We start from the raw sequence: 22,739 nt of genomic DNA, 5'->3' as shown, positions 1-22,739 counted from the left end.
GCAAAAAATGTTTACTAATTACAAAAATGATTTAATCAAAGAGTTTAAGAACTACAATGGAGGAAAGTTTAAAAAGGACCTAATGGCAGGGATAACTGTTACAGCAGTTGCACTTCCTTTAGCATTAGCCTTTGGTGTAAGTTGTGGAGCATCAGCTGGTGCAGGAATTATAACAGCAATAATCTCTGGTTTAGTAATTGGTGCTCTTTCTGGAGGTTCCTTTCAAATTTCAGGACCAACTGGAGCTATGAGTGCAATATTAATATTGCTTGGACAACAATATGGATTAGAAGGAATATGGGTAGCTAGTTTAATAGCTGGTCTTATTCTAATAGTTGCAGGTGTATTTAAGTTAGGAAAAGTGGTGTCTTATATTCCACTACCAGTAATTACAGGCTTTACATCTGGTATTGCATTAACTATTGCAATTGGACAACTAGATAATTTTTTGGGAGTAACTACAAAAACTTCTGATAGTGCAATTATAAAGGTGTTTAACTTTGTAAGAGGACCTATAAATCCTAATATGTATGCGTTATTAATTGGAATACTTGTAGTAGCTATAATGATTCTATGGCCTAAAAAGTGGAATGCAAAAGTTCCATCATCTTTAATTGGACTTATAGTTGCTTTAATAGTTAATATGTTATTTAATTTACCAGTTGATGTTATAGGAGATATCCCACAAAAATTGATTTTAGATGATAGATTAACTTTTGCAGGTATTAATTTAGAGTCTATTAAGGGATTAGTAGTTCCTGCTATTAGTATAGCTGCTTTAGCAATGATTGAAAGTTTACTTTGTGGTGAAGTTGGTAAGAAAATGAAGGGAGAATCCTTTGATCCTAATAGAGAACTTGTTGCTCAAGGTATTGGAAATATGATTATACCTTTCTTTGGAGGGGTACCTGCTACAGCTGCAATAGCAAGAACAAGTGTAGCTATAAAATCAGGTGCTCAAACTAGGTTGGTTAGTATTTTTCACTCTATATTTTTATTAATATCAATGTTTGTTTTAGCACCTATAATGTCAAAAATTCCTCTATCAGCATTAGCAGGAGTTTTGATGATTACTGCTTGGAGAATGAATGAGTGGGAAAATATTAAATATATGTTCACTAAAAGATTTAAGGGATCTATTATGAAATTCTTTATAACTATGATGGCAACAATAGTTTTTGACTTAACACAAGCTATATTAATAGGAGTGATTTTTGCAAGCCTATTATTTATGGTTAAAATATCAAATGCAGATATTTTTATTAGTGACGTTGATGAGGACAAATTAAATAGAAATATAAGTAAAAATAATACTTTAGGAAAAACAAAGGTAATTTATTTTACTGGGCCATTATTCTTTGGTACTGTGGACAAGTTGAGATCAGAAATTGAATCGTTAGAGGATGCTAAGGTTTTAATATTATCTATGAGAGGAGTACCTTTAATAGATATTACAGGGATTCAAGCACTGGAAGAAATAATGGAGGAACTTGTATCCAATGATTGTAGACTTCTTTTATGTGGATTACAGGAAGGAGTTAAGGATACGGTAGAAAAGTCAGGATTTAAAGATAAGATTGGAGAAGACAAAATATTTTGGAGCGCAGTGGAAGCAATTAACTATGTTGAAGATAATAGAGTTGCAATTTAATCTTATACATAAATATTTATATTAAAATGGACCCTGTTAAGTAGAAAATAAAAAATCTATTTAATAGGGTCATTTGTACAATAAATATATAAATACATAAATATATGTTTATATAAATATTCGTAGAATAAAGATTGTTACAACGCTTCGTTCTATTCTAAAATTATTTATTTAGCTTAACATGTATATATTTTGTTTTATCTACAATAACTTTTTTATTTTTTTCAAAATAATTTATTATAATTTCTGGCATTTCTATTTGAATTTCTTTTATGATTTTACAATACTTAAAGAATTCATATCCACCAGCACCACTAGCTCTGTAATTATTCATAACTAATGTGAATTTATCAGTATCACTTATCTCCTTTCCGTTAAATATAACTGAATCTACAGTATTTATTCCATTAGAATTTAAAGTAAATGTATATTCTATATTTGAAAAATAATCATAGTTATAATGTTCAACCTTTGGTTTTAAGAATGAGTCTGAAATTCTTACTTCTTCTCCGTCATAATAAAAATATTCAGCGCTTCTTGATAAGGCTTTCTTTAATATTTCTCCAGTAACTTCATATACAACTAAAGTATTTGGATAAACATAAGTTGAAACAATATCACGGACAGTTACATCGGTATTAAACCCTTTTATGCTGTTAGCAAATGATGTGCAAGCTATATCAGCACCACTTGCATCTAATTGAATTTTATTTATAAAGTTAGCAAGATTTGATCCTGATAAAGCCATTTCTATGTGAGTAGAAGGATGAAGTGGAATATCTAAAAATCCTACAGGGCTATCTAACCATTTCTGAACTTCTTTTTCATAAGGTAATAATTCATTGAACATTTCTTTATTTGGATTTATTTCTGCAGTCTTTAATTCTGATTTAATTGAAATGATTTTTTCTTCATAATCTAAGCTTAATTCTATAAACTTAAATGCATTTTGTGGCGTTTGAACTATATAAGTTCCATTAACATATTGTCCGCCAATATCCATATGCTGATGTCCAGTTAATAGGATATCAAAGTTAAAGTCATCACAAATTTTATAAGCTATATTCTCATTACTAGTGCTTAAAATTTTCTCTGTATCTAGATCCTTTTCAAAACCACCATGATAAACTCCAAGTAAAATATCAACTTGAGATCTTACTTCATCAAATACTTTTTTTACTGAAGTATAGGTATCATTTATATTAAAGTTTGTTAGGTTTTGTGGTTGTTCCCAAATGTTTATAAAGTCTGTTGTAAAACCTAATGTACCTATTTTCAATCCATTTCCTAGCGTTTTAATTGCATATGGAAGGATAGGAAGTTTACCTGTTTTATCTTCTACATTAGAACAAACACAAGTTGCATCTAGTGTATTTAGATATTTAGCAAGATAATCATATCCATAGTTAAAATCATGATTACCTAAGGTAATGAAATCATATTTACCTTGGTTTAAAACTTTCCCAATTGGATGAACTTGAAAATCTTTTTTTGATATAAAGGTTGTAAATGGAGAGCCCTGAATAGTATCTCCTCCATCAATTATCAAAGTGTTTTCGTCCTTTGTGAAAGAGTTAATTACATTTAGCATTCCTAGATGTTTATCATCATTATTAGTATAGTCTGTTGGATATACAAAGCCATGCATATCTGAAGTAAAATAAATCTTTAAAGTTTTCATATTAACACCTCAATTGAATTATATCAAAATTAATAAAATATAGCGTTTATTTGTAAAAAAAAATGATAACATATAAAACAAAAAATATGTTAAGAATAGAAGGTGATAATAGAGTGGTAAATTATTAAAATAAATGCATTATAATTATCAAAGTATTAAAAAATGATGAAAAAATTGAGAGGTGTTTAACAGGATGATATTTGACTATTTAAAGCAATTTGTTATAATGACAAATGCCCATGTTTAAAAATGGTTAAAAATGAAAAAAGTCTATTTGGAGGAATAATATGAACATAATAAGAAATACTAGTATATCAAAAAAGTTAATTGCAGTTTTTTCCGTAATAATATTATTGATGTTTTCCTTAACGATATTTAATAGTTATAATATGAAAGTATCAAATGATGAATTAATAGCTTTATATAATGAAGATACAAAGGGAATATTATATATAGGTAAGGTTAGTGAAATAGCATTAGAAAATGACTTGATGACTAATCTTTTATGTACTGATGAAAGTAGTGGAAATAAGGAGAAAATAATAAATACTATTAAAGAAAATAGAGTTAAATGCAATGATTATATTGAAAAGTATAAAGAAACAATTTTGGGAGATGAGGAAGACACTCTATACACGAATATATTCTTAAATTCTTTTAGTGAGTATAATAAGATTGTTGATGAGATAATAGCGTTAACTATGAAAGGGGACAAAGAAGGTGCTAAAGCATTAATACCAGAGTTAGATAGACAAAAAGAAGGCTATACATGGGATTTAAATAATATTGTAAATATGAATGAAAGTTGGGCAGTTCAGTCTGTAGAAGAGAGTAAAGCAAGGTATAAAAGAAGTGTTTTTATATCTAACATATATTTAATTTTAGCAATTATTTTTTCTGTAGTATGCTCTTTTTTAATTATCAAGGAAATAAGAGGATATTTAAAGAAGATTGGACTATTATCAAATAGAATATCAGAATATAATTTATCAGAAGAAATAAATATAGAAAAAAATAATGAGTTTGGTATTATAGCTAATTCTTTAAATAAAGCTCAAGATAATATAAGAGAATTATTAAAAGTTTTAATTGAAAGCACAGAGGATATGAGTGCAGGTAGCGAGGAATTATATGCTACTGTTGAAGAAATGACATCGCAGCTTGAGGAAATAAGTGCTTCTGCAAACAATATTAGTTCTACGGTTCAAGAAACTAGTGCAACTGCAGAAGAGTTATATGCTTCAATATCAGAAGTATCTTCAAGGACTATAGTATTAGAAGAAAAGGCTAATGAGGGAAGAGGAAATGCAGAAAAAATAAGTAAGAAGGCCAATGATACTAAAGTAAGTACAAAGACATTATTAGATAATAATGAGAAAGTATTTTCAAGCGTTAAGGAAGAAATTATTGAAGCCATGAATAAGGCAAAAGTTGTCGATGAAATAATGATAATGGCTGATACTATAAATGAAATAGCAGAACAAACAAATCTGTTAGCCTTGAATGCAGCTATAGAAGCAGCTAGAGCAGGAGAACAAGGAAAAGGTTTTGCTGTTGTAGCTGATGAGGTAAGAACTTTAGCAGAGCAATCAAGGGAGGCTGTTAAAGATGTACAAGCTACAATAAAAGATGTACGTGAAGCATTTAATAAAATTGCTAGTAGTAGTAATAAGCTACTTGCTTTTATAAATGAAGATGTTTCTAAAGAAGGATATAAATTGTTAGAATTAGGAAAGGATTATGAAGAGGATGGAGTATTCATGAACAAAATGAGTAGTGATATTGCATCTATGAGTACAGAAATAAATGAAACAACTAAAGATATAAATTCTGCTGTAGAGGAAGTAGCAGGAATGGCACAAAAATCTGCTGAAAATGTATCATCTATAAAGGATTATATTTTAGAAGCAACTGAGGCTATGGAGCAAGTTGCAGTAACAGCTCAGACACAGGCTGAGTCAGCACAAAAATTAACTGAATTAGTGGCTAAGTTTAATATGTAAGAATTATTTTTATATTGTGTTCAAAAAAGGAAGTTGAAATGTCAATTTCCTTTTTTGTTTTAGGAAAATATAATAAAAAAGCAAACTAAGTGATAAAAAGTTTATAAATAAATAGACAAAAGTGTAAATATAACTATAATTATAATTGAAGAAATAAATTTGAAAGGAAGAATTGCTATGGAGAAGGGGAAAGAAGAATTATTTTGGGAGGCATCAGTTGAAGATGTTAAAAAAGGATATATTGAAGAAAAAAACTGTTATATGTGCCTTGTTTGTGAAGATGAGTTTGAAAAGGGAAGAATATATAATGTAAAGGAAAATCTATATGATGCAAAAAGGGCAACAGAAATTCATATAGTAGATAAACATGGCTCTATGTTGCAATACTTGCTAAATATGAACAATAATTTTATTGGGATTTCTGAGGTACAAAGAGATTTAATAATATTAATGGCTAATGGTTTATCTGATAAAGAAATTGCTATAAAGATGGGGGTAGCTCAGTCTACTATAAGAAATCATAGATATAAGTTAAGAGAAAAGGAAAAACAAGCTAGATTATTTCTTGCTATGATGGAGTTATTATCTAGTAATACTAATAAAAAGATTACAAAGTTAGAGAATGAACAGCTTTGTGATGCCCATAAAACTGCAACAACTATAGATGATAGATATAATATAACAGAGAAGGAAAGAGAAACAGTTATAAAGAATTATATGGACGAAACAGGTGGTATAAAAACTTATCCATCTAAGGAGAAGAAGAAGATTATAATTCTTGGGGAAGTTACTAAGAATTTTGTTAAGGGCAGAAAGTATACAGAAAAGGATATTAACAAAGTATTAAAGAGAGTATACGAGGATTATGTAACAATTAGAAGAGCATTAATAGAATATGGATTTATTGAACGTTCAAATGATTGTAGTGTTTACTGGGTGAAGGAGTAGGGAAATTATGCTTATAGATGATTTAGAGCTGGAATTAAATGATTATGTCATTAGAGAGATTAGGAAAGATCATTATCTGGAGCTGTTTCAATTATATAAATCTAATCCATACTATTTTTCTAAAATACAAGATCATGAAATAAGATATGAAGAGTGTATAAATGATTTGATAGAAATTCCACCCAATACTAGAAGAAATCAAAAACAATACATTGGATTTTTTCATGATGGAAAACTTTTGGCAGTGATGGATTTAATTGAAGGATATCCAAAAAGAGAGGTAGTTTTTATTGGTTTATTTATGATTCATGGAGAATATCATCGTTTAGGAATAGGTAAAAATATTGTGAATTCTTTAATTAGGTGTTCTAGGAAAAAAGGATTAAAAAGAATAAAATTAGCTTGTATAAAAGAAAATACTATAAGTCAAATATTTTGGAAGAGCCTTCAATTTATAGAGGTTGATAGATGTATTAATAAAAAAACAGATGAAAAGTATTGGAACCTGATAGTTATGGAAAAGGAATTGTAACAAACTCAAGCGTAATGTTTGAGTTTGTTTACATAGATAATTCAAATTTAATAGTGAATACTTGTTTTTATAATGTAGAAAATAAAAGAAAAAACAATATGGAGGAAGTAGAATGAAAAAGTGTTTATATTGCAATAAGAAATTGAAGGGAGATTACTTTTCGAACAAAATAGGAAATTTTTGCTCCGAGAATCATTTTGATGATTATCTAAAAAGTTTATCAAAAGAGGAATATGTAGCACTTCAACATTCATTTTGTGTATGTAGTGATGACTAACAGGTTCATAAATATGAACCTGTTTTTTTGTACATAATATATGTGAATATTAAACAAAAGAAAAGGTGATTTTATGAAGAGGAAAAAGAAGTTTTTATTTCCAACAGCATATACAGTTATATTGGTTGTAATTCTAATTGTTCTTTTATTAACATACTTAATACCTTCAGGAAAGTACAGTACTTTAAGTTATATTATGGAGGGTGGAAAATTTGTAGTTGAGAATCCTTTTGGGGAGCAGATAGAGTTAGAAGGTACACAAGAGACCTTAGATGAACTTGGTATAAAGATTAATATAGGAATGTTCAAGTATGGATCAATAACAAAGCCAGTAGCTATTCCAGGAAGCTATAAAGGACTAGAAAAGGAAAATAAATCTATAACTAATGGAATAGTATCATTTTTTAAAGCTCCAGTTGAAGGGTTATATGACTCTATAGATATTATTACATTTGTCTTAGTTATAGGAGGCATTGTAGGGGTAGTAAATAAGTCTGGAGCATTTACAGCAGGTATTAATAGTCTTTCAAAAATACTAGAGGGAAAAGAAAAGTGGCTAATTGTTCTTATTACAATTCTAATAGGTATTGGTGGTACCACATTTGGATTGGCAGAGGAGATAATAGCTTTTTATCCAATAGTTATACCAGTTTTTTTGGCAGCAGGATATGATGCACTAGTAGCTATTGCAGCTGTATATTTAGGGTCTGCTATGGGCTCTATGGCTTCTACAGTAAATCCTTTTGCAACAGTAATAGCATCAAATACAGCAGGAATAAATTTTACAGATGGAATCTTTGTAAGGATTGCTTTACTTGTTTTAGGATTATTAACATGTACTATATATGTAATTAGATATTCAGAAAAGGTAAAGAAGGATCCAAGTAAATCACTAATACATAGCCAGAAGGAAGAAATAGATAAACAATATTTGATTAGTAGTAAAGAAGAGGCTCCTAAATTTACTTTAGGTAGAAAAGCTATGCTTATAATATTTGTACTGTCCTTTGGAATTATGATTTATGGTGTAAAAGAACTAGGATGGTGGTTTGAGGAAATGACTGCCTTATTTTTAGGTGTAACTTTTATTATGTATTTATTTGCTGGATTAAAGGAAAAAGAGTTTGTAAATGAATTTGTAATAGGAGCTTCAGATTTATTAGGCGTAGCATTAATTATTGGATTAGCACGTGGAGTAACTATAATTATGGAAAAAGGGATGATTAGTGATACCATTTTATTTTATTTAAGTAAGGGAATTTCAGGTATGAGTGGGGTAGTATTTTCAACTGTAATTTTCTTTATTTATATCATTTTAGGATTTTTTATAGCTTCTTCATCAGGACTTGCAGTATTATCTATACCAATAATGGCACCTCTTGCAGACATTGTGGGAGTGAACAGGGATATAATTGTTTCAGCCTATGAATTTGGGCAAGGGTTAATGGGATTTATAACTCCTACAGGATTAATATTAGCTTCGCTAGCTATGGTTAATATAACCTATGATAAATGGTTGAAATTTATACTACCATTAATGATAATGATTGGGGTATTAGCTATAGTTGTGTTGGGATTTGGAGTTATTGTAGGATAATTTGTCAAAATTTCGTGTATAATTATTTCCATTACAACATTTTTTGATATATAATATATTTGGGATTTTAATAAAAAGGAGAGAAATCAATGAGTGAATTGAATCATGATCTTGGCATAATAGCCCTTAGAAGTTGTGTGGAACTAGGAGATGCTGTAAATAAGTTTATACAAGAAGCGAGAGATAACAAAGATTCTTATATTATACCTTTAAATGAAGTGAGATTTGCTAATGGTGAAGGTAAAGTTAAGATATCTGAAACTGTAAGAGGTAAAGATATTTATATTTTATGTGATATTGGGAATTATAGTTGTACATATAAAATGTTCGGTTTTGAACATCATATGGGACCAGATGAACATTTCCAAGATATCAAGAGAACTGTTGCTGCAATAAGAGGTAAGGCTGCAAGAATAACAGTAATCATGCCATTACTTTATGAATCAAGACAACATAGAAGAAAGGGAAGAGAATCTTTAGATTGTGCTTTAGCACTTCAAGAACTTGAAAGATTAGGGGTAGATGAAATAATTACATTTGACGTTCATGACCCTAATATTCAAAATGCAGTACCTTTATTATCATTTGAAAACTTCTATCCTACATATGATATAGTTAAAACACTTGTATCACAGGAAAAAGATTTAGAATTAGATAAAGAAAAGTTATTAGTTATAAGTCCTGATACAGGAGCTATGGATAGAGCAATTTATTATTCAAGTGTATTAGGTGTAGATGTAGGTTTATTCTATAAGAGAAGAGACCATTCAACTGTTATAAATGGAAAGAATCCAATAGTTCAACATGAATATATGGGAAGAGATGTTGCAGGAAAAGACGTATTAATAGTTGATGATATGATAGCTTCAGGAGAATCTGTTCTTGATATAGCTAGAGAGTTAAAGAAGAGAAATGCTAGAAATGTATATGTAGCTGCTACATTTGCTTTCTTTACAGAAGGTTTAGAGAAGTTCAATAAGTATTATGAAGATGGTACTATATCAAAGATTTATTCAACTAACTTAACATATATACCAGAACAATTACTAGAAGCTAAATGGTTTGAAAGAGTAGATATGTCAGAATTCTTAGCTAGAATAGTTAATAGATTACACAGTGGTAAGTCTATAGCTAAATATATGGATGCTACACAAGTGATTCATAATTTACTTAGAGAATAATAGTAATTAAGAAACATAAAAAACTGCCTTAGGGCAGTTTTTTATGTTTCTTATAAATCTTTATAAGAAATCAATTCTATATTATCATTATTTTTTATGTATTCTTTTATTTCATTGCTTGTAAGGATTTCCAGTTCAAAAGCTCTTTTTATATTATAGCTACTATTTCTAAGGATAGTTGAATCAATATAAGCTGGATGGCTCATTAACTCTATATAGTCCTTATCTAGATTATTTTCAAGAATTGAAATTAGATTTTCTAAAGATACACCTTCATTATAAAAGTCACAGTTAAAGTTTCTAGAGTGTTTAATATTGTTTTTATCAAGTATATCTTCCCAAACTTTATCCATTCCTCTTACAGGAATATTTAGTTCTTTAGCTATTTCCATAGCAACTTGGTATTGTTCATTAGTTACAGCGTAATGAAAATCTATATGAGCTGGAGTAAATCCTGTTGATAAGAATTTATCTACTTGAGCTCTATATTCCTTTCTTATTTCTTTAATATTAGCAGTTTCAATTTTAGTCATATCTCTATCAAATATACCATTATTGTTTACTATTGCCTTAAGTCCTGTAGAAATTGGACTACCAACAGTCATAACTAAATGAATTCCTACCTTTAATTCGCTGTTGTTTTTCATTAATTCAATAGCATGATTAAATCCAGGCATGTTTACCATTAATGAAGTAGATGTCATAATCCCATTTTTAAAACATTCTAAAATACCTAAATTTTGCCCAATACTATAACCAAAGTCATCCCCGTTTACAATAAGTTTCATATATAAGTCCCCCTCGATGATGTTTGTATAAGTAGAGTATCATAAGATTATACACTTTGTAAACATATACATGATTATTAAAGGTGGGATAATTTATATTTATCCCACAAAAATCTTGAGAGTATTAGATGTTGGAGAAACTAATTGGAAAATATTATATTATTAATGAAGTTAAATTTAAATCTATAATACATATTATTCTATACCAAATAATATGTTACATAATATTATTTTAATTTTATAAATGCTTTTTTAGTTAATGGAAATTATATTATTAAAGAGCATAGACAATAGGAGGATAACATATGAGAGAATTTTTAAAAGACTATATTGAGGCTATAAAAGAGTTACCAATTAAAAACAAATATTCGAAAGAAGAGTTATTAATAAATGATTTCTTAATTCAAAAAGAAGGAAAGGTTGAAATATACTATGCTCCTCATAATGAATACATAAACCCAAAGGCCAAGGTATTTATTGTAGGCATAACACCAGGATTTCAACAGATGAATGCAGCAATTGTAGAAGCAAGAAAAGGAATAGAAAAGGGATTATCTATTGATGAAATAAGTTATAATTGCAAGGTTGCAGCTAGATTTAGTGGTAGTCTAAGAAATAATATAATAAGTATGTTAGATGGAATATATTTAAATGATGCATTAGAAATAAATAGTTGCAGTGAACTTTTTAAGAATAAAGACTATCTTCTACATACAATTTCACTTATACCTTATTCAGTTTTTATAGATGGTAAGAATTATACAGGGCACACCCCAAAGATTCTAAAAACTTCAATTCTGATGAACTATATAGATAGTATTTTTCTAGATGAACTTTCTAATTTAGAAAATGTTTTAATTATTCCACTAGGAAAAGCTGTAGAAGAAGTGTTAGATAAATTTATAAAAGAAGGAAGAATAGATGAAGACTATGTTTTAAAAGGATTTCCTCATCCTTCCGGTGCAAATGGAAATAGAAAAAAGCAATATGAAGATAACAAAGAAAAGATGATAAAACATATTAAAGAAATATTTTAATATATCCCCACATATTATATCATGTGTAACTTAGCACATGGAGGTGAGGCGTATGATTATAATAATTACTATATTAACAATAATTATATTTATTTTAACGGCTTTTGATAGTGTGGATAGAACAAAAGAATATTTTAAGTATGGAATTAAGAGAATTAATATTACTTATAAAAGTCTATGGACAGAGGGAGATTTTCTTGTAAGGATAACTCAAGGTGGAATGATAATTATTACAGAGATATTTAATTTACTTTCTATATATACTATTGTGTTAAAGTATATTAAAGTACATTTTTCTATTGAAGTAGACATGATTTTGAAAACTATTGTTATTATAGTAGGGGTTATAATCGTGCACTATTTAATGGGATATATACTTTTATTGAGTTCTAATCTTCATAGGTATATGAGTATGGGAATTGATAAGAGTATAAAGGGAGATTTCTTACTTACCTATTTTATAACATCTTCTTATGTGATGATACTTATAGTTTTTCCAAATGAATTAAATAAATATACTTTATCTGGTGTATTGGGAATTATAATAAGCTACTTTTTAAATATGAAGTTGTTACTAAAAATAATGAGAAATCCAAGGTATATAAAGTTTGACAGTAAGGATAGAGGGGGATTTTTTCAAGTATTTATTGCAGCTATGTCTATAGTTACTATGATAGTTATAAACTTATTTTTAGGGGTTTCTTTAACTAATATAATAGATAAAGGAGCTTTTTCTTCAAATCCTAATAATTTTGATTTGTTTTATTATACTATAGTAACCTTCACAACAATAGGTTTTGGCGATATAAGCCCTGTATCTAACTTGGCTAAGTTTATGGCTATAGTAATCTCTATTACGAGTATTATTTGTTTAACTATTTTCTTAGGAAGTATTTTTTCATTAAGAGAAAGAAAAGAGTAATAAGAGTGGAAAAAATTAAGTTTTTTTTCTACTGAAAATAATTTTGAAAAGATAATCATTTTCCTTTATTATATAAGTATAAGATTTTTTTAGAAGAGGACAGAATATATGAAATTACTTAATATACAAAATAAATTTATAGAGGGAAAACCTTGCAAAAATAATATAGTTAAAGGAAGAAGTAATACAGGAAAAACTGAAGCGTTTTTACATAGAATATTAAATTTAGTTAATAATTTTGCCTTTGAAAAAGAGGATAAAATTTTATTTGTTCAAAAGGAAAAAGGGCTATTAGATAAAATAGAAAGTAGATTTAATAAAGTTAAATTTAATAATAATTATAAATATATATCACTATTATCATCGGATGTGGAGCCTGAGTTTATTACATTAAATGAGCTTATATTAAAGTACTCTGATGGTTCTGTTTTAGCAAAGCAAAATGAGAGATTAGAAATCCTTAAAGATGGAATAAAAATAGGATGCTTTAAAAGATGCAATAAGTTAAATAGTGATAATTTATATTTAATTTTAAATGAAATAAAGTATATGAAGAATAATAATATAAAGAAGGCTGAAGAGTTTATGACTTTAATGGGAGGTCCATTAAAGCTAAGAAAGAATTCTCCATCAAGGGCAGAAATGTTCATTTTATATAGTTACTATAATAGAATTCTTAAAGAAAAGGGATTAGTGGATGAAGAGGATAGAATAAGACTAGCTATTGAAAATATAAGGAAAGAAGATAGTGGATATGTTCATCTTTTTGTAGATAATGTAGAGGGGCTATCTAAATTAGAGTTAGAGTTTTTATTAGCTTTATATAAGGACAAGTCTTATGGGACAATTACATTAGGAATTGATGTAGATAAGGGAGAGAATATTTATTCTGAACTTGTAAAAAAGGGAAGAGTTTATGCTAAGAAGGTATTTGGTAATAATAAAAAAATATATAATTTTAAGGTAGATGTAGTAGAAAAGAACAATAGACAAGCAGTTAATGAAGAGTTTAATATAAAAGAAAAATATAAGTTCTTTGATTTAAAACATAGAAGAAACTTCCATTTTTCTATTGAAAATACAGGTTTTGAGGAAAAGATATTAGGAGAACTAGATGAAAAGTACTCTGATGATGAATTAGAACAAATTCCTGTTTTTAATAATATAGCAGCAGGAGAACCAATTCTTATATCTCCAGAGCAACAAGATACTTTTAATTTACCTAAGTATTGGGTTAAGGGTGGAAACAAGAAGTTTATATTAAAGGTAAAGGGAAACTCTATGATAAAGGCCAACATAAATGATGGTGATCTTGTTGTAATTGAGCAAACGCAAGCTCCTATGAATGGAGATATAGTAGCAGTAAATATAGAGGGAAGTGCAACATTAAAAACATTAAGTTTAACTAAGACTACAATAACTTTATTGCCAGAAAATGATGAGTATGAGCCTATCGTTGTTACACCAGATGAAGAATTTTATATTTTAGGAAAAGCAATTGGTGTAATAAGAAAATAATAATGGGGTTGATATATTATCTTTATTAAAGATAACTAAAAGCGAAATCCCTAGATTAGTTTCTAGGGATTTCTTTTAATATTTCTTCGCAAAGTTTATGTGTAATTATTGAGTCTTCCAGCATATCATAATTCAGACTATTAGTTTTAACATCATTAATAAATGATGAAATAATTGAATTAAAACCTCTCTTATGAAGAGTGTTTTCCCAGTCGCTGAACTCTTTTAGTGAAGTGCAGTTGTTTTCAATAAGAGTTGTATGAGTTAAATTTCGAACAATGGCTTTTTTACCAGGAGACATATATTCAACTATCTCCTCAGTTGTTCCATTTATTCTATTCATTATACCAATAGCTGTAGTTTTAGAATTAGATAGTTTTAAAGTAATGCTTTGTAATAAATTATCCTCAATTCTTGTATCTACAGTGAAATTATCATAAGCATCATTCATTAAAAATCTTAGAGAATCAACAACGTGGATAAAATCATCATATACAAAGACTCTTGGTTCTCCAGGTAAATTTATTCTGTTTTTTTGAATTAGTACTATATTTGCTTCTCCTAAGCTTTTTAGGGAACTTATCATGGGAGCAAAACGTCTATTGAAACCTACCCTAAGGATTAAATTATTTTTCATAGCTAGGTCTTTTAATTCTAAGGCTTCATCTAAGTTATAACTTATAGGTTTATCTACATAAACATGAATTCCATTAGATAAAAGTTTTTTGCAAATATCATAGTGTGAATCTGTAGAGCTATGAATAAAAGCACAGTCTATTCCTTCATTAATTAAATTATCTACACTAGAAACTGCTTTATTTATTTTATATTTTAATTTAGTTTCTTTTAATGTAGATATATTTCTTGTACACAATACAATTTCCAAATCTTTCACCAATGTTATAAGGGGAAGATAAGCTTTTTTACATATGTCACCTATTCCAATAATTCCAACTTTCATAAATCCTCCTAAGTTTAAATAATTAATTAAATTTTATCAGATATACATAACTAAAGAAATATTAATATAAAATTAAGAAAACAAATTAAGGAGTAGTGATATAATTATTAAGGGTAAAGGTTTTAATTATTATGTCTTCTGAGGGGGCGAATAGTATATGGTCAAGGATATAGCAAAAAGATTTATAAAAGATAGAAAAGCTATATTTTTAGTAATATCATATTTACTTACTATAATAGGTTATGAGCTTGTAAATGGATTAAATATACAAAGTGTATCATTAGCAACGACGTTGGATAGTAAAATACCTCTTATTAAGTATTTTGTAATTCCATACTATATGTGGTATGCACTTGTTTTATTCTCATTCATATATATTTATACAAAAAATAATGAGGAATTTTATAAGTTTGCTAAGTGTATAGTGTTGACTATGTTGTCAGCTTTAATAATATTTATATTTTTTCAAACTAGTGTAAGTCGTCCAATTATTGTTGGGGATGATATGTTTTCAAATATGATAAGAAATATATATGCAAATGATAGACCGGTGAATTGTTGTCCAAGCCTTCATGTAGCCTTGGCATTAATTTGCAGTATATGGGTTTGTAGAGTTTCAGAAAATAGGATTTTAAAATCAACAGTAATTGTTGTAGGCTATTTAATTATTTTATCTACACTATTTATTAAACAACATGTAATTATGGATGTTATAGTTGCATTTATTCAAGTGTTTGTTCTAAGAAATATAGTAGATAGAAATCCACATGTTGAATATGAGGAAACTGTAGAAATAAGATAAATAAAAAGATGAGGTAACTTCCTCATCTTTTTTATGCATAGGATATTAAATTTATGATTTTTTTAATAGTTAATACCAGCTGGCTTAACATTATTTTTGTCGTTTTGTCCACATGGTGTAACACCATATGTCATGTTACAATTTACACATTTATCTACTAAGGTTTTCATTGTAAATGTACTACCACATGAGCAGTCTATTTTATAAAGATATCTTAAAGGGAAATTTTCTTTACCCTTACTTCTTACTAAATCAACGATGGCTTTTCCATCATCACCATTATTAGCTTTTGTTAAACATCCACAACCCATTTCAAATTCCTCCTTTGTTTTATATAATGATATTATAAAGGAAAAACTTGAAATTGTCTTTATTAAAAAAGAATAATTATTTGTAGGAGTGATATATTGAATATAGATTTACTTGAGAAGAATGAATTTTTTATTGGACTAAAATCAGAAGAAATAGGGAAAATATTAGAATCTGTTAAATATTCCTTTGAAGAATATAAAAGAGGCAGTGTAATTGCAAATGAGGAAGAAGAGTGTAGTTGCATAGGATTAATTTTAGATGGAGTTATAGAAATACAAAGAATTTATCCAAGTGGTAACAGTATAATCGTAAAGAGATTAAGGTGTGGTGATGTCTTTGGAGAAGCTTTAGTTTTTTCAAAAGAGAGTACATATCCAGCTACGATTATGTCCACAACAGATAGTAAAATTTTATTTGTTAATAAGAATGAAATATTAAGGTTATGTGTAAGAGAAGAAAGAATACTAGAGAACTTTGTATCATTACTAAGTGATAAAGTTTTTATGTTAAATAATAAAGTAAAAAGTTTAGCATTTAAAAGTGTAAGAGAAAAAGTAATAAATTTTATATTGGAATTACAAAAAAATCAGCAAAGTGAGCTTATTAAATTAAAGAGCAGTAAAGAGGATATAGCATCATATTTAGGAATTCCAAGACCATCACTTTCAAGAGAATTAATAAAATTAAGAGAAGATAAATTAATAGAATTTGATAGAGCATCAATAAATATATTGAATTTAGAGGCATTAGAAGAGGAGCTTTTTAAATAAAAAAATGAGTTTGTAACGTTTGTTACAGACTCACTTTTTATTTAAATGTATTATTAACTCAGATAATAAATACATAAGTAAAGGAGATAAGAATATGAATCAAAATATGTTCTGTATGCAATGTCAAGAAACTGCTCAAAATAAAGGATGTACAAAAGTTGGTGTATGTGGTAAAAGTGCTGATTTAGCCAATATGCAAGATTTATTAATATATGTAACAAAAGGTTTGTCAGAAGTTACAACAAGATTACGTAAAGAAGGGAAAGAAGTATCTAAGGATATAAATCATTATGTAACTTTAAATTTATTTACAACAATTACAAATGCAAATTTTGATGATGAAGTATTTTATGAAAGAGTAAAAGAAACACTTTTAAAGAAAAATGAATTGTTAGAAAAGCTTTCAAATAAAGAAGGATTATCTGAAGCAGCAACTTGGGATTTAAAAGAAAATGAAAATAATGGCTTTTTAAATACACTTAAAAATATAGTTTTAGTGAACAATGATGGTAAAGAAGTAAATGCAATGTTAAAGGAAAAAGCAGAATCTGAAGAAGTTGGGGTGTTAGCAACTAAGGATGAAGATATTCGTTCGTTAAGAGAATTAATAACTTACGGATTAAAAGGATTATCTGCTTATTCTAAGCATGCAAATGCATTAGGATATGATAATGAAGAAATAGATGCATTTATGCAAGAAACATTATCAAAATTATTAGATGATTCCTTAGCAGTAGATGAATTAGTAGCATTAACATTAGAAACAGGTAAAGTGGGAGTAGATGGAATGGCATTACTTGATAAGGCCAACACATCTACCTATGGTAATCCTGAAATTACAAAAGTAAATATAGGTGTTGGTAAAAATCCTGGTATATTAGTATCCGGTCACGATTTAGCAGATATTGAACAGTTATTAATTCAAACAGAAGGCACAGGAGTAGATGTATATACTCACTCCGAAATGTTACCAGCACATTATTATCCACAATTAAAGAAATACTCTCATTTAGTAGGTAACTATGGTAATGCTTGGTGGAAACAAAAAGAAGAGTTTGAATCATTTAACGGACCAATCTTAATGACAACAAACTGTATTGTTCCTCCAAAGGAATCTTATAAAGATAGAATGTTTACAACAGGTGCAGCAGGTTTTGCAGGATGTAAGCACATCGAAGGTGAATCTGGATCTAAGAAAGATTTCTCTGAAATAATAGAATTAGCAAAAACATGTGCAGCTCCAACTGAAATTGAAACAGGTGAAATCATAGGTGGATTTGCTCATGAACAAGTATTTGCACTTGCTGATACTGTAGTAGAAGCAGTAAAATCAGGAGCAATCAAGAAATTTGTAGTTATGGCTGGTTGTGACGGTAGAGCTTCTAAGAGAAACTACTATACTGATTTTGCAAAAGCACTTCCAATGGACACAGTTATTTTAACTGCAGGTTGTGCAAAATATAAATATAATAAATTAAACTTAGGAGATATTGGTGGTATTCCAAGAGTATTAGATGCTGGTCAATGTAATGACTCTTATTCATTAGCATTAATTGCTCTTAAGTTGAAAGAAGTATTTGAACTAGCTGATATCAATGAACTACCAATTGTTTACAACATAGCTTGGTATGAGCAAAAAGCTGTAATTGTATTACTATCATTATTATATCTTGGAGTAAAAGAAATTCACTTAGGGCCAACATTACCTGCATTCCTTTCTCCAAATGTAGCAAATGTGTTAGTTGAGAATTTTGGAATTGGTGGAATTTCAACAGTAGAGGAAGATATGAATATGTTCTTCCCTGAAAGTGTAGAAATTGCTGAAATTACAAAAGATACAATAATTGCTGATATATTGAAAATAAATCCAAATGCAGAAAGTATATTAATGTCTGCAGGAATGCATTGTCTTGGATGTCCAGCTTCTCAAGGAGAAACATTACAAGAGGCTTGTATGGTTCATGGATTAGATATAGAAGAGTTATTAAAAAAGTTAAAATAATATAGTTTCATTAAAGAGTTGTTACAAAAACTAGTATTAGTTTTGTAGTAACTCTTTATTTTATTGTAGAATAATAAGAGTTTTTAATTAATATAATTTGAATAGTTATATATGATGAACAGAATGCAAAGTAAAGGGGGATGAATATAAGAGTTAATTATTATAATCCATACTTAGATGAAAATACTGAGGGGTACTTAGTAGAATATAGAGGAGCATTTAAAGAACAAATAGATAAAGTGGATTATGCATATGGTAATACAATTACGGATACTTTAGCTGTAGTTTCTGTAAATGAGGAAAATATAGAAAGATTAAAGGTAGATGTACCAGCTATTATTTATATAGAAGTAAGAAGTGCCTATGTATTGCAGGATATTTCACCAGAATCAATTGATGAAATAAGTTCAATTAAAGTGAATCCTTATTTAAATTTAGATGGAACTGGAGTTTTAGTTGGAATTATAGACTCAGGTATTGATTATTTAAATCCAGAATTTATTAGGGAGGATGGTACCTCTAGAATAGAAGTTATATGGGATCAGACAATTCAAGTTGAAAATTCAAATTATTATGTGGGAAGAGAATTTTCCAATAATGATATAAATCAAGCTATTCAAAAAAGTAAAAGTGGAGAAAACCCATATGATATAGTTCCAAGTAGAGATGAAAATGGACATGGAACTAAGATGGCCGGAATAATTGGCGCAAGGGGATATAAGAGCGAGATAAGGGGGATTGCTAATAATTGCAATTATGCAGTAGTAAAATTAGTACCCTCTCCTAATTTCCAAAAACGATTAAGAGAGAATGGAGTCCCTGTAGTTCCAGTTTACAATTCCGGTGAGGTATTGGCTGGAATTGAGTTCTTAAATACATACGCTCAAAAAATAAAGAAACCAATAATAATTTTTATAGGAGTTGGGACTACTATAGGAGCCCATAATGCTAATAATATTATATCTAGGTACTTAACAAATATATCAGATAGAAGAGGTATAGTAATTGTAGCAGGAACAGGAAATGAAGGATCTAGTGATGGGCATTATTCAGATACAATTAAATATATAGGAGAAGAAAATAAAATAGAATTAAGTATAGCAAAAGAAATGAAGTATTTTACTGTGCTTGTTTGGGTGTCAAGACCTAACAAAATGGCTATCAATGTTATATCGCCATCTGGTGAAGAATCTAAATATATAAATTCTCAAGTTAATAAAGAGAAAATAGTAAGGTATATACTTATAAATACATCACTTAGAGTTAATTACTATGATCCTGATATATATACTGGAAATCAGGTTATAATGCTTAGATTTGATAATATAAAAAAAGGAATATGGAGTATTAAATTAAGAGGAGATTATGTTTTAAATGGTACATTTCATATTTGGCTATATCCAAGTAAGCTATTACCAAAAGGGACAAAGTTTTTAAAACCCAATCCATATAACACCTTAACAATTCCATCTACAGCTGTAAATGTGGTGACTGTAGCTTATTATAATAGTAATAATGATACCTTAGTGTCGGAATCAGGAAGAGGATATAATGTTGATGGGATAATTAATCCTGATATAACTACAGGAGGAGTTAATATATTAGCTACAACACCAGGAGATAATATACAAGCAGTAAGTGGTAGTTCTGTTGCTACAGCAGTTGTTGCAGGTGTATGTGCATTGATACTTCAATGGGGGATAGTAAATAAAAATGATCTTCAAATGTTCTCATCTAAAGTAAGAAGTTACTTGATTTATGGAGCCAATAGAAAGAGTAATGAGAATTATCCTAATAGAGAAACTGGTTTTGGATATTTAAATATAAAAAATACATTTGAGTTTATTGGTGGAGTATATAGGTTAGAGCGTGGTTGTAAGTATAATAACAATAGACAACAGATCATTGTGGTAATGGATAAGGGGATATACGACACTTTTGAAAAGAGAGGAGATTTGTTTAATTGAAAAAATCTGATTATATTCCAGAATTTATTTATACAAGCAGTGATTATAATAAATATCTAATTCAATATGAAGGTGATATTGAATTAGATTTAAAAGGTGTTCCAGGATTGTACGTAAGTAAAATTAATGATAAATATGCTATTCTTACAGTTATAAATGTTGAGATGGGACTTAGCAATGAATTTAGATATATTAAAAATTTAATTATTAGAAATAATAGAGATTTCGATAGTATATCGTTTTTTAAAATTCTTGAGCCATATACATTGCAAGAAATTACTCCATTAGAAGCAACAGATTTTGAATATATTCAAGGCAGTGACTCTATTAACTTAAAAGGAGAAGGGGTTATTGTTGGTATTATTGATACAGGAATAGATTATCTAAATAATATTTTTATGGATGAAACAGGAAAAACTAGAATTGAGTTTATTTGGGATCAAGGAGTAAATACAAAAGGGAATGAAAATAATAATATCCCTTATGGGACTATATATACATCGAATGATATTAATAAAGCTATTAATGCATATAGAAATGGTGAAAATCCATATGATATAGTTCCAAGCAGAGACGAAGTTGGACATGGAACTCATATGGCATCATTAGTTGGAGGAATGGATTATAATAAAAATCAAGTATATGGAATAGCTTCAAAGTGTAGGTATGGGATAATAAAATTAAATGAAGATATGGCTTTAAAAAAAAGATTCAACATTAAAGTACCAGTTTATAATTTAGCTACAATATTTCCAGCTTTAGAATATTTAAAGGATTATACTCTGGCTAATTCTAAGCCCATGGTTATTTTATTACCTATTGAAAGTAATTCTGGTAACCATAAAGGAAATTCTATATTAGACAAATATATAAAAACTATAGCTAGTAATGTTGGAATAGTAATAGTTACTGGAACAGGAAATGAGGGAGATGCAGGAGGTCATTCTCTATCAGTTATTGAGAATGTAGGAGATAGTGAAGTTATTGAGCTTAATATATCAGAGGAAGATAAAAATATAATATTAGATATATGGGTTAATGTTCCGGATGTAGTTGATGTAAATGTAATATCACCTTCTGGAGAAGAGTCAGGTGTTTTAAGTACTTCTGGAAGTATAGAATTTGCTGAAGAAATTTCATTTGTGTTAGAGGAAACTCATATTTTTTATACAGAATTTGTTCCGGAAGTTTTTACTGGAGATCAGTTGATAAGAATAGCTATGCATAATATCAGACCTGGGATATGGAAAGTCAGAACTACATTAGAAAAGGGGAAAAATTCTACTATAAATGCATGGATTCCTCAAAGGGCTTTAATAAATCCAAAAACAAGATTTTTAAATAGTGATATATATGGAACTATAACAATACCGGGAGATTCTACTGAAACTATTACTGCTGCTGGTTATGATCAAGATAATTTTAATATATTAGGTTATTCTGGTGTTGCATTTAGAGATGACTTTGTTGATAGAATTGATATAGCTGCAGGTAGTAAGAATGCAGTAGCAATAGGGTTAAATAATAAAATAAATATTATAAATGGAACAAGTGTTGCAGCAGCTATGGCTGCTGGCACATGTGCTTTATTGATGGAGTGGGGAATAGTTAGAAGAAATTATCCATATATGTCTACTCAAAGTATAAAAACTTTTATTGCTAGGGGAACACAAAAAAGAAAAGGGGATATATACCCTAATGCACAATGGGGATATGGAATTCTAAATTTATATGATATATTTAGTAATATAAATTAATAAGAAGAAGCTATATTTTGTAGCTTCTTCTTT

The 22,739-nt window shown here is 28.5% G+C and carries 19 protein-coding genes; 15 read left to right on the top strand and 4 right to left on the bottom strand.

Annotated elements, in window-relative coordinates; genetic code table 11:
* Positions 1 to 7 precede the first annotated feature (7 nt).
* Complete coding sequence (locus DR024_RS14455) at positions 8 to 1,651, top strand: SulP family inorganic anion transporter (protein WP_027097355.1); 1,644 nt, start codon at positions 8 to 10, stop codon at positions 1,649 to 1,651.
* 163 nt (positions 1,652 to 1,814) lie between these two features.
* On the opposite strand, the gene DR024_RS14450 is transcribed toward DR024_RS14455, so the two are convergent.
* A complete protein-coding gene (locus DR024_RS14450) occupies positions 1,815 to 3,332 on the bottom strand; it encodes a bifunctional metallophosphatase/5'-nucleotidase (protein WP_099313275.1) in 1,518 nt (505 codons plus the stop codon).
* Positions 3,333 to 3,619: 287 nt separating this feature from the next.
* Here DR024_RS14450 and DR024_RS14445 point away from each other — a divergent pair, with 287 nt between their 5' ends.
* The 6 genes from DR024_RS14445 to DR024_RS14425 all read left to right on the top strand — a co-directional run bounded on the left by DR024_RS14445 (position 3,620) and on the right by DR024_RS14425 (position 9,870).
* Positions 3,620 to 5,335 carry a methyl-accepting chemotaxis protein gene (locus DR024_RS14445; protein WP_099313276.1) on the top strand — a complete coding sequence of 572 codons (1,716 nt, stop codon included), beginning with the start codon at positions 3,620 to 3,622 and terminating at the stop codon, positions 5,333 to 5,335.
* 177 nt (positions 5,336 to 5,512) lie between these two features.
* The gene (locus DR024_RS14440) at positions 5,513 to 6,283 is read left to right on the top strand and encodes a DUF2087 domain-containing protein (RefSeq protein WP_055184914.1); all 771 of its coding nucleotides are present in this window, start codon (positions 5,513 to 5,515) and stop codon (positions 6,281 to 6,283) included.
* A gap of 7 nt (positions 6,284 to 6,290) precedes the next feature.
* A complete protein-coding gene (locus DR024_RS14435) occupies positions 6,291 to 6,815 on the top strand; it encodes a GNAT family N-acetyltransferase (protein WP_027097359.1) in 525 nt (174 codons plus the stop codon).
* A 112-nt stretch (positions 6,816 to 6,927) separates the two neighbouring features.
* A complete protein-coding gene (locus DR024_RS17790) occupies positions 6,928 to 7,092 on the top strand; it encodes a hypothetical protein (protein WP_167539549.1) in 165 nt (54 codons plus the stop codon).
* Between the two features lie 73 nt (positions 7,093 to 7,165).
* Positions 7,166 to 8,689 (top strand): YfcC family protein, encoded by a 1,524-nt coding sequence (locus tag DR024_RS14430; protein ID WP_111919068.1) that lies wholly within the window; start codon positions 7,166 to 7,168, stop codon positions 8,687 to 8,689.
* 89 nt (positions 8,690 to 8,778) lie between these two features.
* Positions 8,779 to 9,870, top strand: coding sequence for a ribose-phosphate pyrophosphokinase (locus DR024_RS14425; RefSeq protein ID WP_027097361.1), 1,092 nt, complete (start codon positions 8,779 to 8,781; stop codon positions 9,868 to 9,870).
* 50 nt (positions 9,871 to 9,920) lie between these two features.
* Here the strand turns inward: DR024_RS14425 and chbG are convergent, their stop codons facing one another.
* Complete coding sequence (gene chbG, locus DR024_RS14420; protein ID WP_027097362.1) at positions 9,921 to 10,658, bottom strand: chitin disaccharide deacetylase; 738 nt, start codon at positions 10,656 to 10,658, stop codon at positions 9,921 to 9,923.
* Between the two features lie 305 nt (positions 10,659 to 10,963).
* Between chbG and DR024_RS14415 the strand changes: the two genes are divergently transcribed.
* From DR024_RS14415 to lexA, 3 genes are all read left to right on the top strand, one after another.
* The gene (locus tag DR024_RS14415; RefSeq protein WP_111919066.1) at positions 10,964 to 11,695 is read left to right on the top strand and encodes a hypothetical protein; all 732 of its coding nucleotides are present in this window, start codon (positions 10,964 to 10,966) and stop codon (positions 11,693 to 11,695) included.
* Positions 11,696 to 11,747: 52 nt separating this feature from the next.
* The gene (locus DR024_RS14410) at positions 11,748 to 12,617 is read left to right on the top strand and encodes a potassium channel family protein (RefSeq protein ID WP_034865874.1); all 870 of its coding nucleotides are present in this window, start codon (positions 11,748 to 11,750) and stop codon (positions 12,615 to 12,617) included.
* A 108-nt stretch (positions 12,618 to 12,725) separates the two neighbouring features.
* Entirely contained in the window at positions 12,726 to 14,135 is a 1,410-nt protein-coding gene (gene lexA / locus DR024_RS14405) for a transcriptional repressor LexA (protein ID WP_027097365.1), read from the top strand.
* A 55-nt stretch (positions 14,136 to 14,190) separates the two neighbouring features.
* Here lexA and DR024_RS14400 read toward each other — a convergent pair whose 3' ends face one another.
* Positions 14,191 to 15,096: a Gfo/Idh/MocA family protein gene (locus DR024_RS14400; protein ID WP_111919064.1), complete on the bottom strand. Its 906-nt coding sequence runs from the start codon at positions 15,094 to 15,096 to the stop codon at positions 14,191 to 14,193.
* A gap of 157 nt (positions 15,097 to 15,253) precedes the next feature.
* Here DR024_RS14400 and DR024_RS14395 point away from each other — a divergent pair, with 157 nt between their 5' ends.
* Positions 15,254 to 15,898 (top strand): phosphatase PAP2 family protein, encoded by a 645-nt coding sequence (locus DR024_RS14395; RefSeq protein ID WP_051195899.1) that lies wholly within the window; start codon positions 15,254 to 15,256, stop codon positions 15,896 to 15,898.
* Between the two features lie 62 nt (positions 15,899 to 15,960).
* On the opposite strand, the gene DR024_RS14390 is transcribed toward DR024_RS14395, so the two are convergent.
* Positions 15,961 to 16,209, bottom strand: coding sequence for a hypothetical protein (locus DR024_RS14390; protein ID WP_027097367.1), 249 nt, complete (start codon positions 16,207 to 16,209; stop codon positions 15,961 to 15,963).
* 96 nt (positions 16,210 to 16,305) lie between these two features.
* Between DR024_RS14390 and DR024_RS14385 the strand changes: the two genes are divergently transcribed.
* The 4 genes from DR024_RS14385 to DR024_RS14370 all read left to right on the top strand — a co-directional run bounded on the left by DR024_RS14385 (position 16,306) and on the right by DR024_RS14370 (position 22,706).
* Positions 16,306 to 16,980 carry a Crp/Fnr family transcriptional regulator gene (locus tag DR024_RS14385; protein ID WP_207734586.1) on the top strand — a complete coding sequence of 225 codons (675 nt, stop codon included), beginning with the start codon at positions 16,306 to 16,308 and terminating at the stop codon, positions 16,978 to 16,980.
* 94 nt (positions 16,981 to 17,074) lie between these two features.
* Positions 17,075 to 18,982, top strand: coding sequence for a hydroxylamine reductase (gene hcp, locus DR024_RS14380; RefSeq protein WP_111919062.1), 1,908 nt, complete (start codon positions 17,075 to 17,077; stop codon positions 18,980 to 18,982).
* A 140-nt stretch (positions 18,983 to 19,122) separates the two neighbouring features.
* Positions 19,123 to 20,949, top strand: a complete 1,827-nt coding sequence (locus DR024_RS14375) for a S8 family peptidase (protein WP_034865876.1) — start codon at positions 19,123 to 19,125, stop codon at positions 20,947 to 20,949.
* Positions 20,946 to 22,706: a S8 family peptidase gene (locus tag DR024_RS14370; RefSeq protein WP_027097370.1), complete on the top strand. Its 1,761-nt coding sequence runs from the start codon at positions 20,946 to 20,948 to the stop codon at positions 22,704 to 22,706. The genes DR024_RS14375 and DR024_RS14370 overlap by 4 nt, the downstream gene beginning before the upstream one ends.
* Positions 22,707 to 22,739 lie beyond the last annotated feature (33 nt).

This window comes from Clostridium paraputrificum (genome assembly GCF_900447045.1).
Classification (GTDB): domain Bacteria; phylum Bacillota; class Clostridia; order Clostridiales; family Clostridiaceae; genus Clostridium; species Clostridium paraputrificum.
Note: the sequence above shows the minus strand (reverse complement) of the source record. Positions and strands in the feature narration are given on the sequence as shown.

What these genes read in the sequence shown, in the direction of transcription:
- DR024_RS14455 (WP_027097355.1), top strand. Translation starts at nt 8, where the DNA reads ATGTTTACTAATTACAAAAATGATTTAATCAAAGAGTTTAAGAACTAC.
- DR024_RS14450 (WP_099313275.1), bottom strand. Translation starts at nt 3,332, where the DNA reads ATGAAAACTTTAAAGATTTATTTTACTTCAGATATGCATGGCTTTGTA.
- DR024_RS14445 (WP_099313276.1), top strand. Translation starts at nt 3,620, where the DNA reads ATGAACATAATAAGAAATACTAGTATATCAAAAAAGTTAATTGCAGTT.
- DR024_RS14440 (WP_055184914.1), top strand. Translation starts at nt 5,513, where the DNA reads ATGGAGAAGGGGAAAGAAGAATTATTTTGGGAGGCATCAGTTGAAGAT.
- DR024_RS14435 (WP_027097359.1), top strand. Translation starts at nt 6,291, where the DNA reads ATGCTTATAGATGATTTAGAGCTGGAATTAAATGATTATGTCATTAGA.
- DR024_RS17790 (WP_167539549.1), top strand. Translation starts at nt 6,928, where the DNA reads ATGAAAAAGTGTTTATATTGCAATAAGAAATTGAAGGGAGATTACTTT.
- DR024_RS14430 (WP_111919068.1), top strand. Translation starts at nt 7,166, where the DNA reads ATGAAGAGGAAAAAGAAGTTTTTATTTCCAACAGCATATACAGTTATA.
- DR024_RS14425 (WP_027097361.1), top strand. Translation starts at nt 8,779, where the DNA reads ATGAGTGAATTGAATCATGATCTTGGCATAATAGCCCTTAGAAGTTGT.
- chbG (WP_027097362.1), bottom strand. Translation starts at nt 10,658, where the DNA reads ATGAAACTTATTGTAAACGGGGATGACTTTGGTTATAGTATTGGGCAA.
- DR024_RS14415 (WP_111919066.1), top strand. Translation starts at nt 10,964, where the DNA reads ATGAGAGAATTTTTAAAAGACTATATTGAGGCTATAAAAGAGTTACCA.
- DR024_RS14410 (WP_034865874.1), top strand. Translation starts at nt 11,748, where the DNA reads ATGATTATAATAATTACTATATTAACAATAATTATATTTATTTTAACG.
- lexA (WP_027097365.1), top strand. Translation starts at nt 12,726, where the DNA reads ATGAAATTACTTAATATACAAAATAAATTTATAGAGGGAAAACCTTGC.
- DR024_RS14400 (WP_111919064.1), bottom strand. Translation starts at nt 15,096, where the DNA reads ATGAAAGTTGGAATTATTGGAATAGGTGACATATGTAAAAAAGCTTAT.
- DR024_RS14395 (WP_051195899.1), top strand. Translation starts at nt 15,254, where the DNA reads ATGGTCAAGGATATAGCAAAAAGATTTATAAAAGATAGAAAAGCTATA.
- DR024_RS14390 (WP_027097367.1), bottom strand. Translation starts at nt 16,209, where the DNA reads ATGGGTTGTGGATGTTTAACAAAAGCTAATAATGGTGATGATGGAAAA.
- hcp (WP_111919062.1), top strand. Translation starts at nt 17,075, where the DNA reads ATGAATCAAAATATGTTCTGTATGCAATGTCAAGAAACTGCTCAAAAT.
- DR024_RS14375 (WP_034865876.1), top strand. Translation starts at nt 19,123, where the DNA reads ATGAATATAAGAGTTAATTATTATAATCCATACTTAGATGAAAATACT.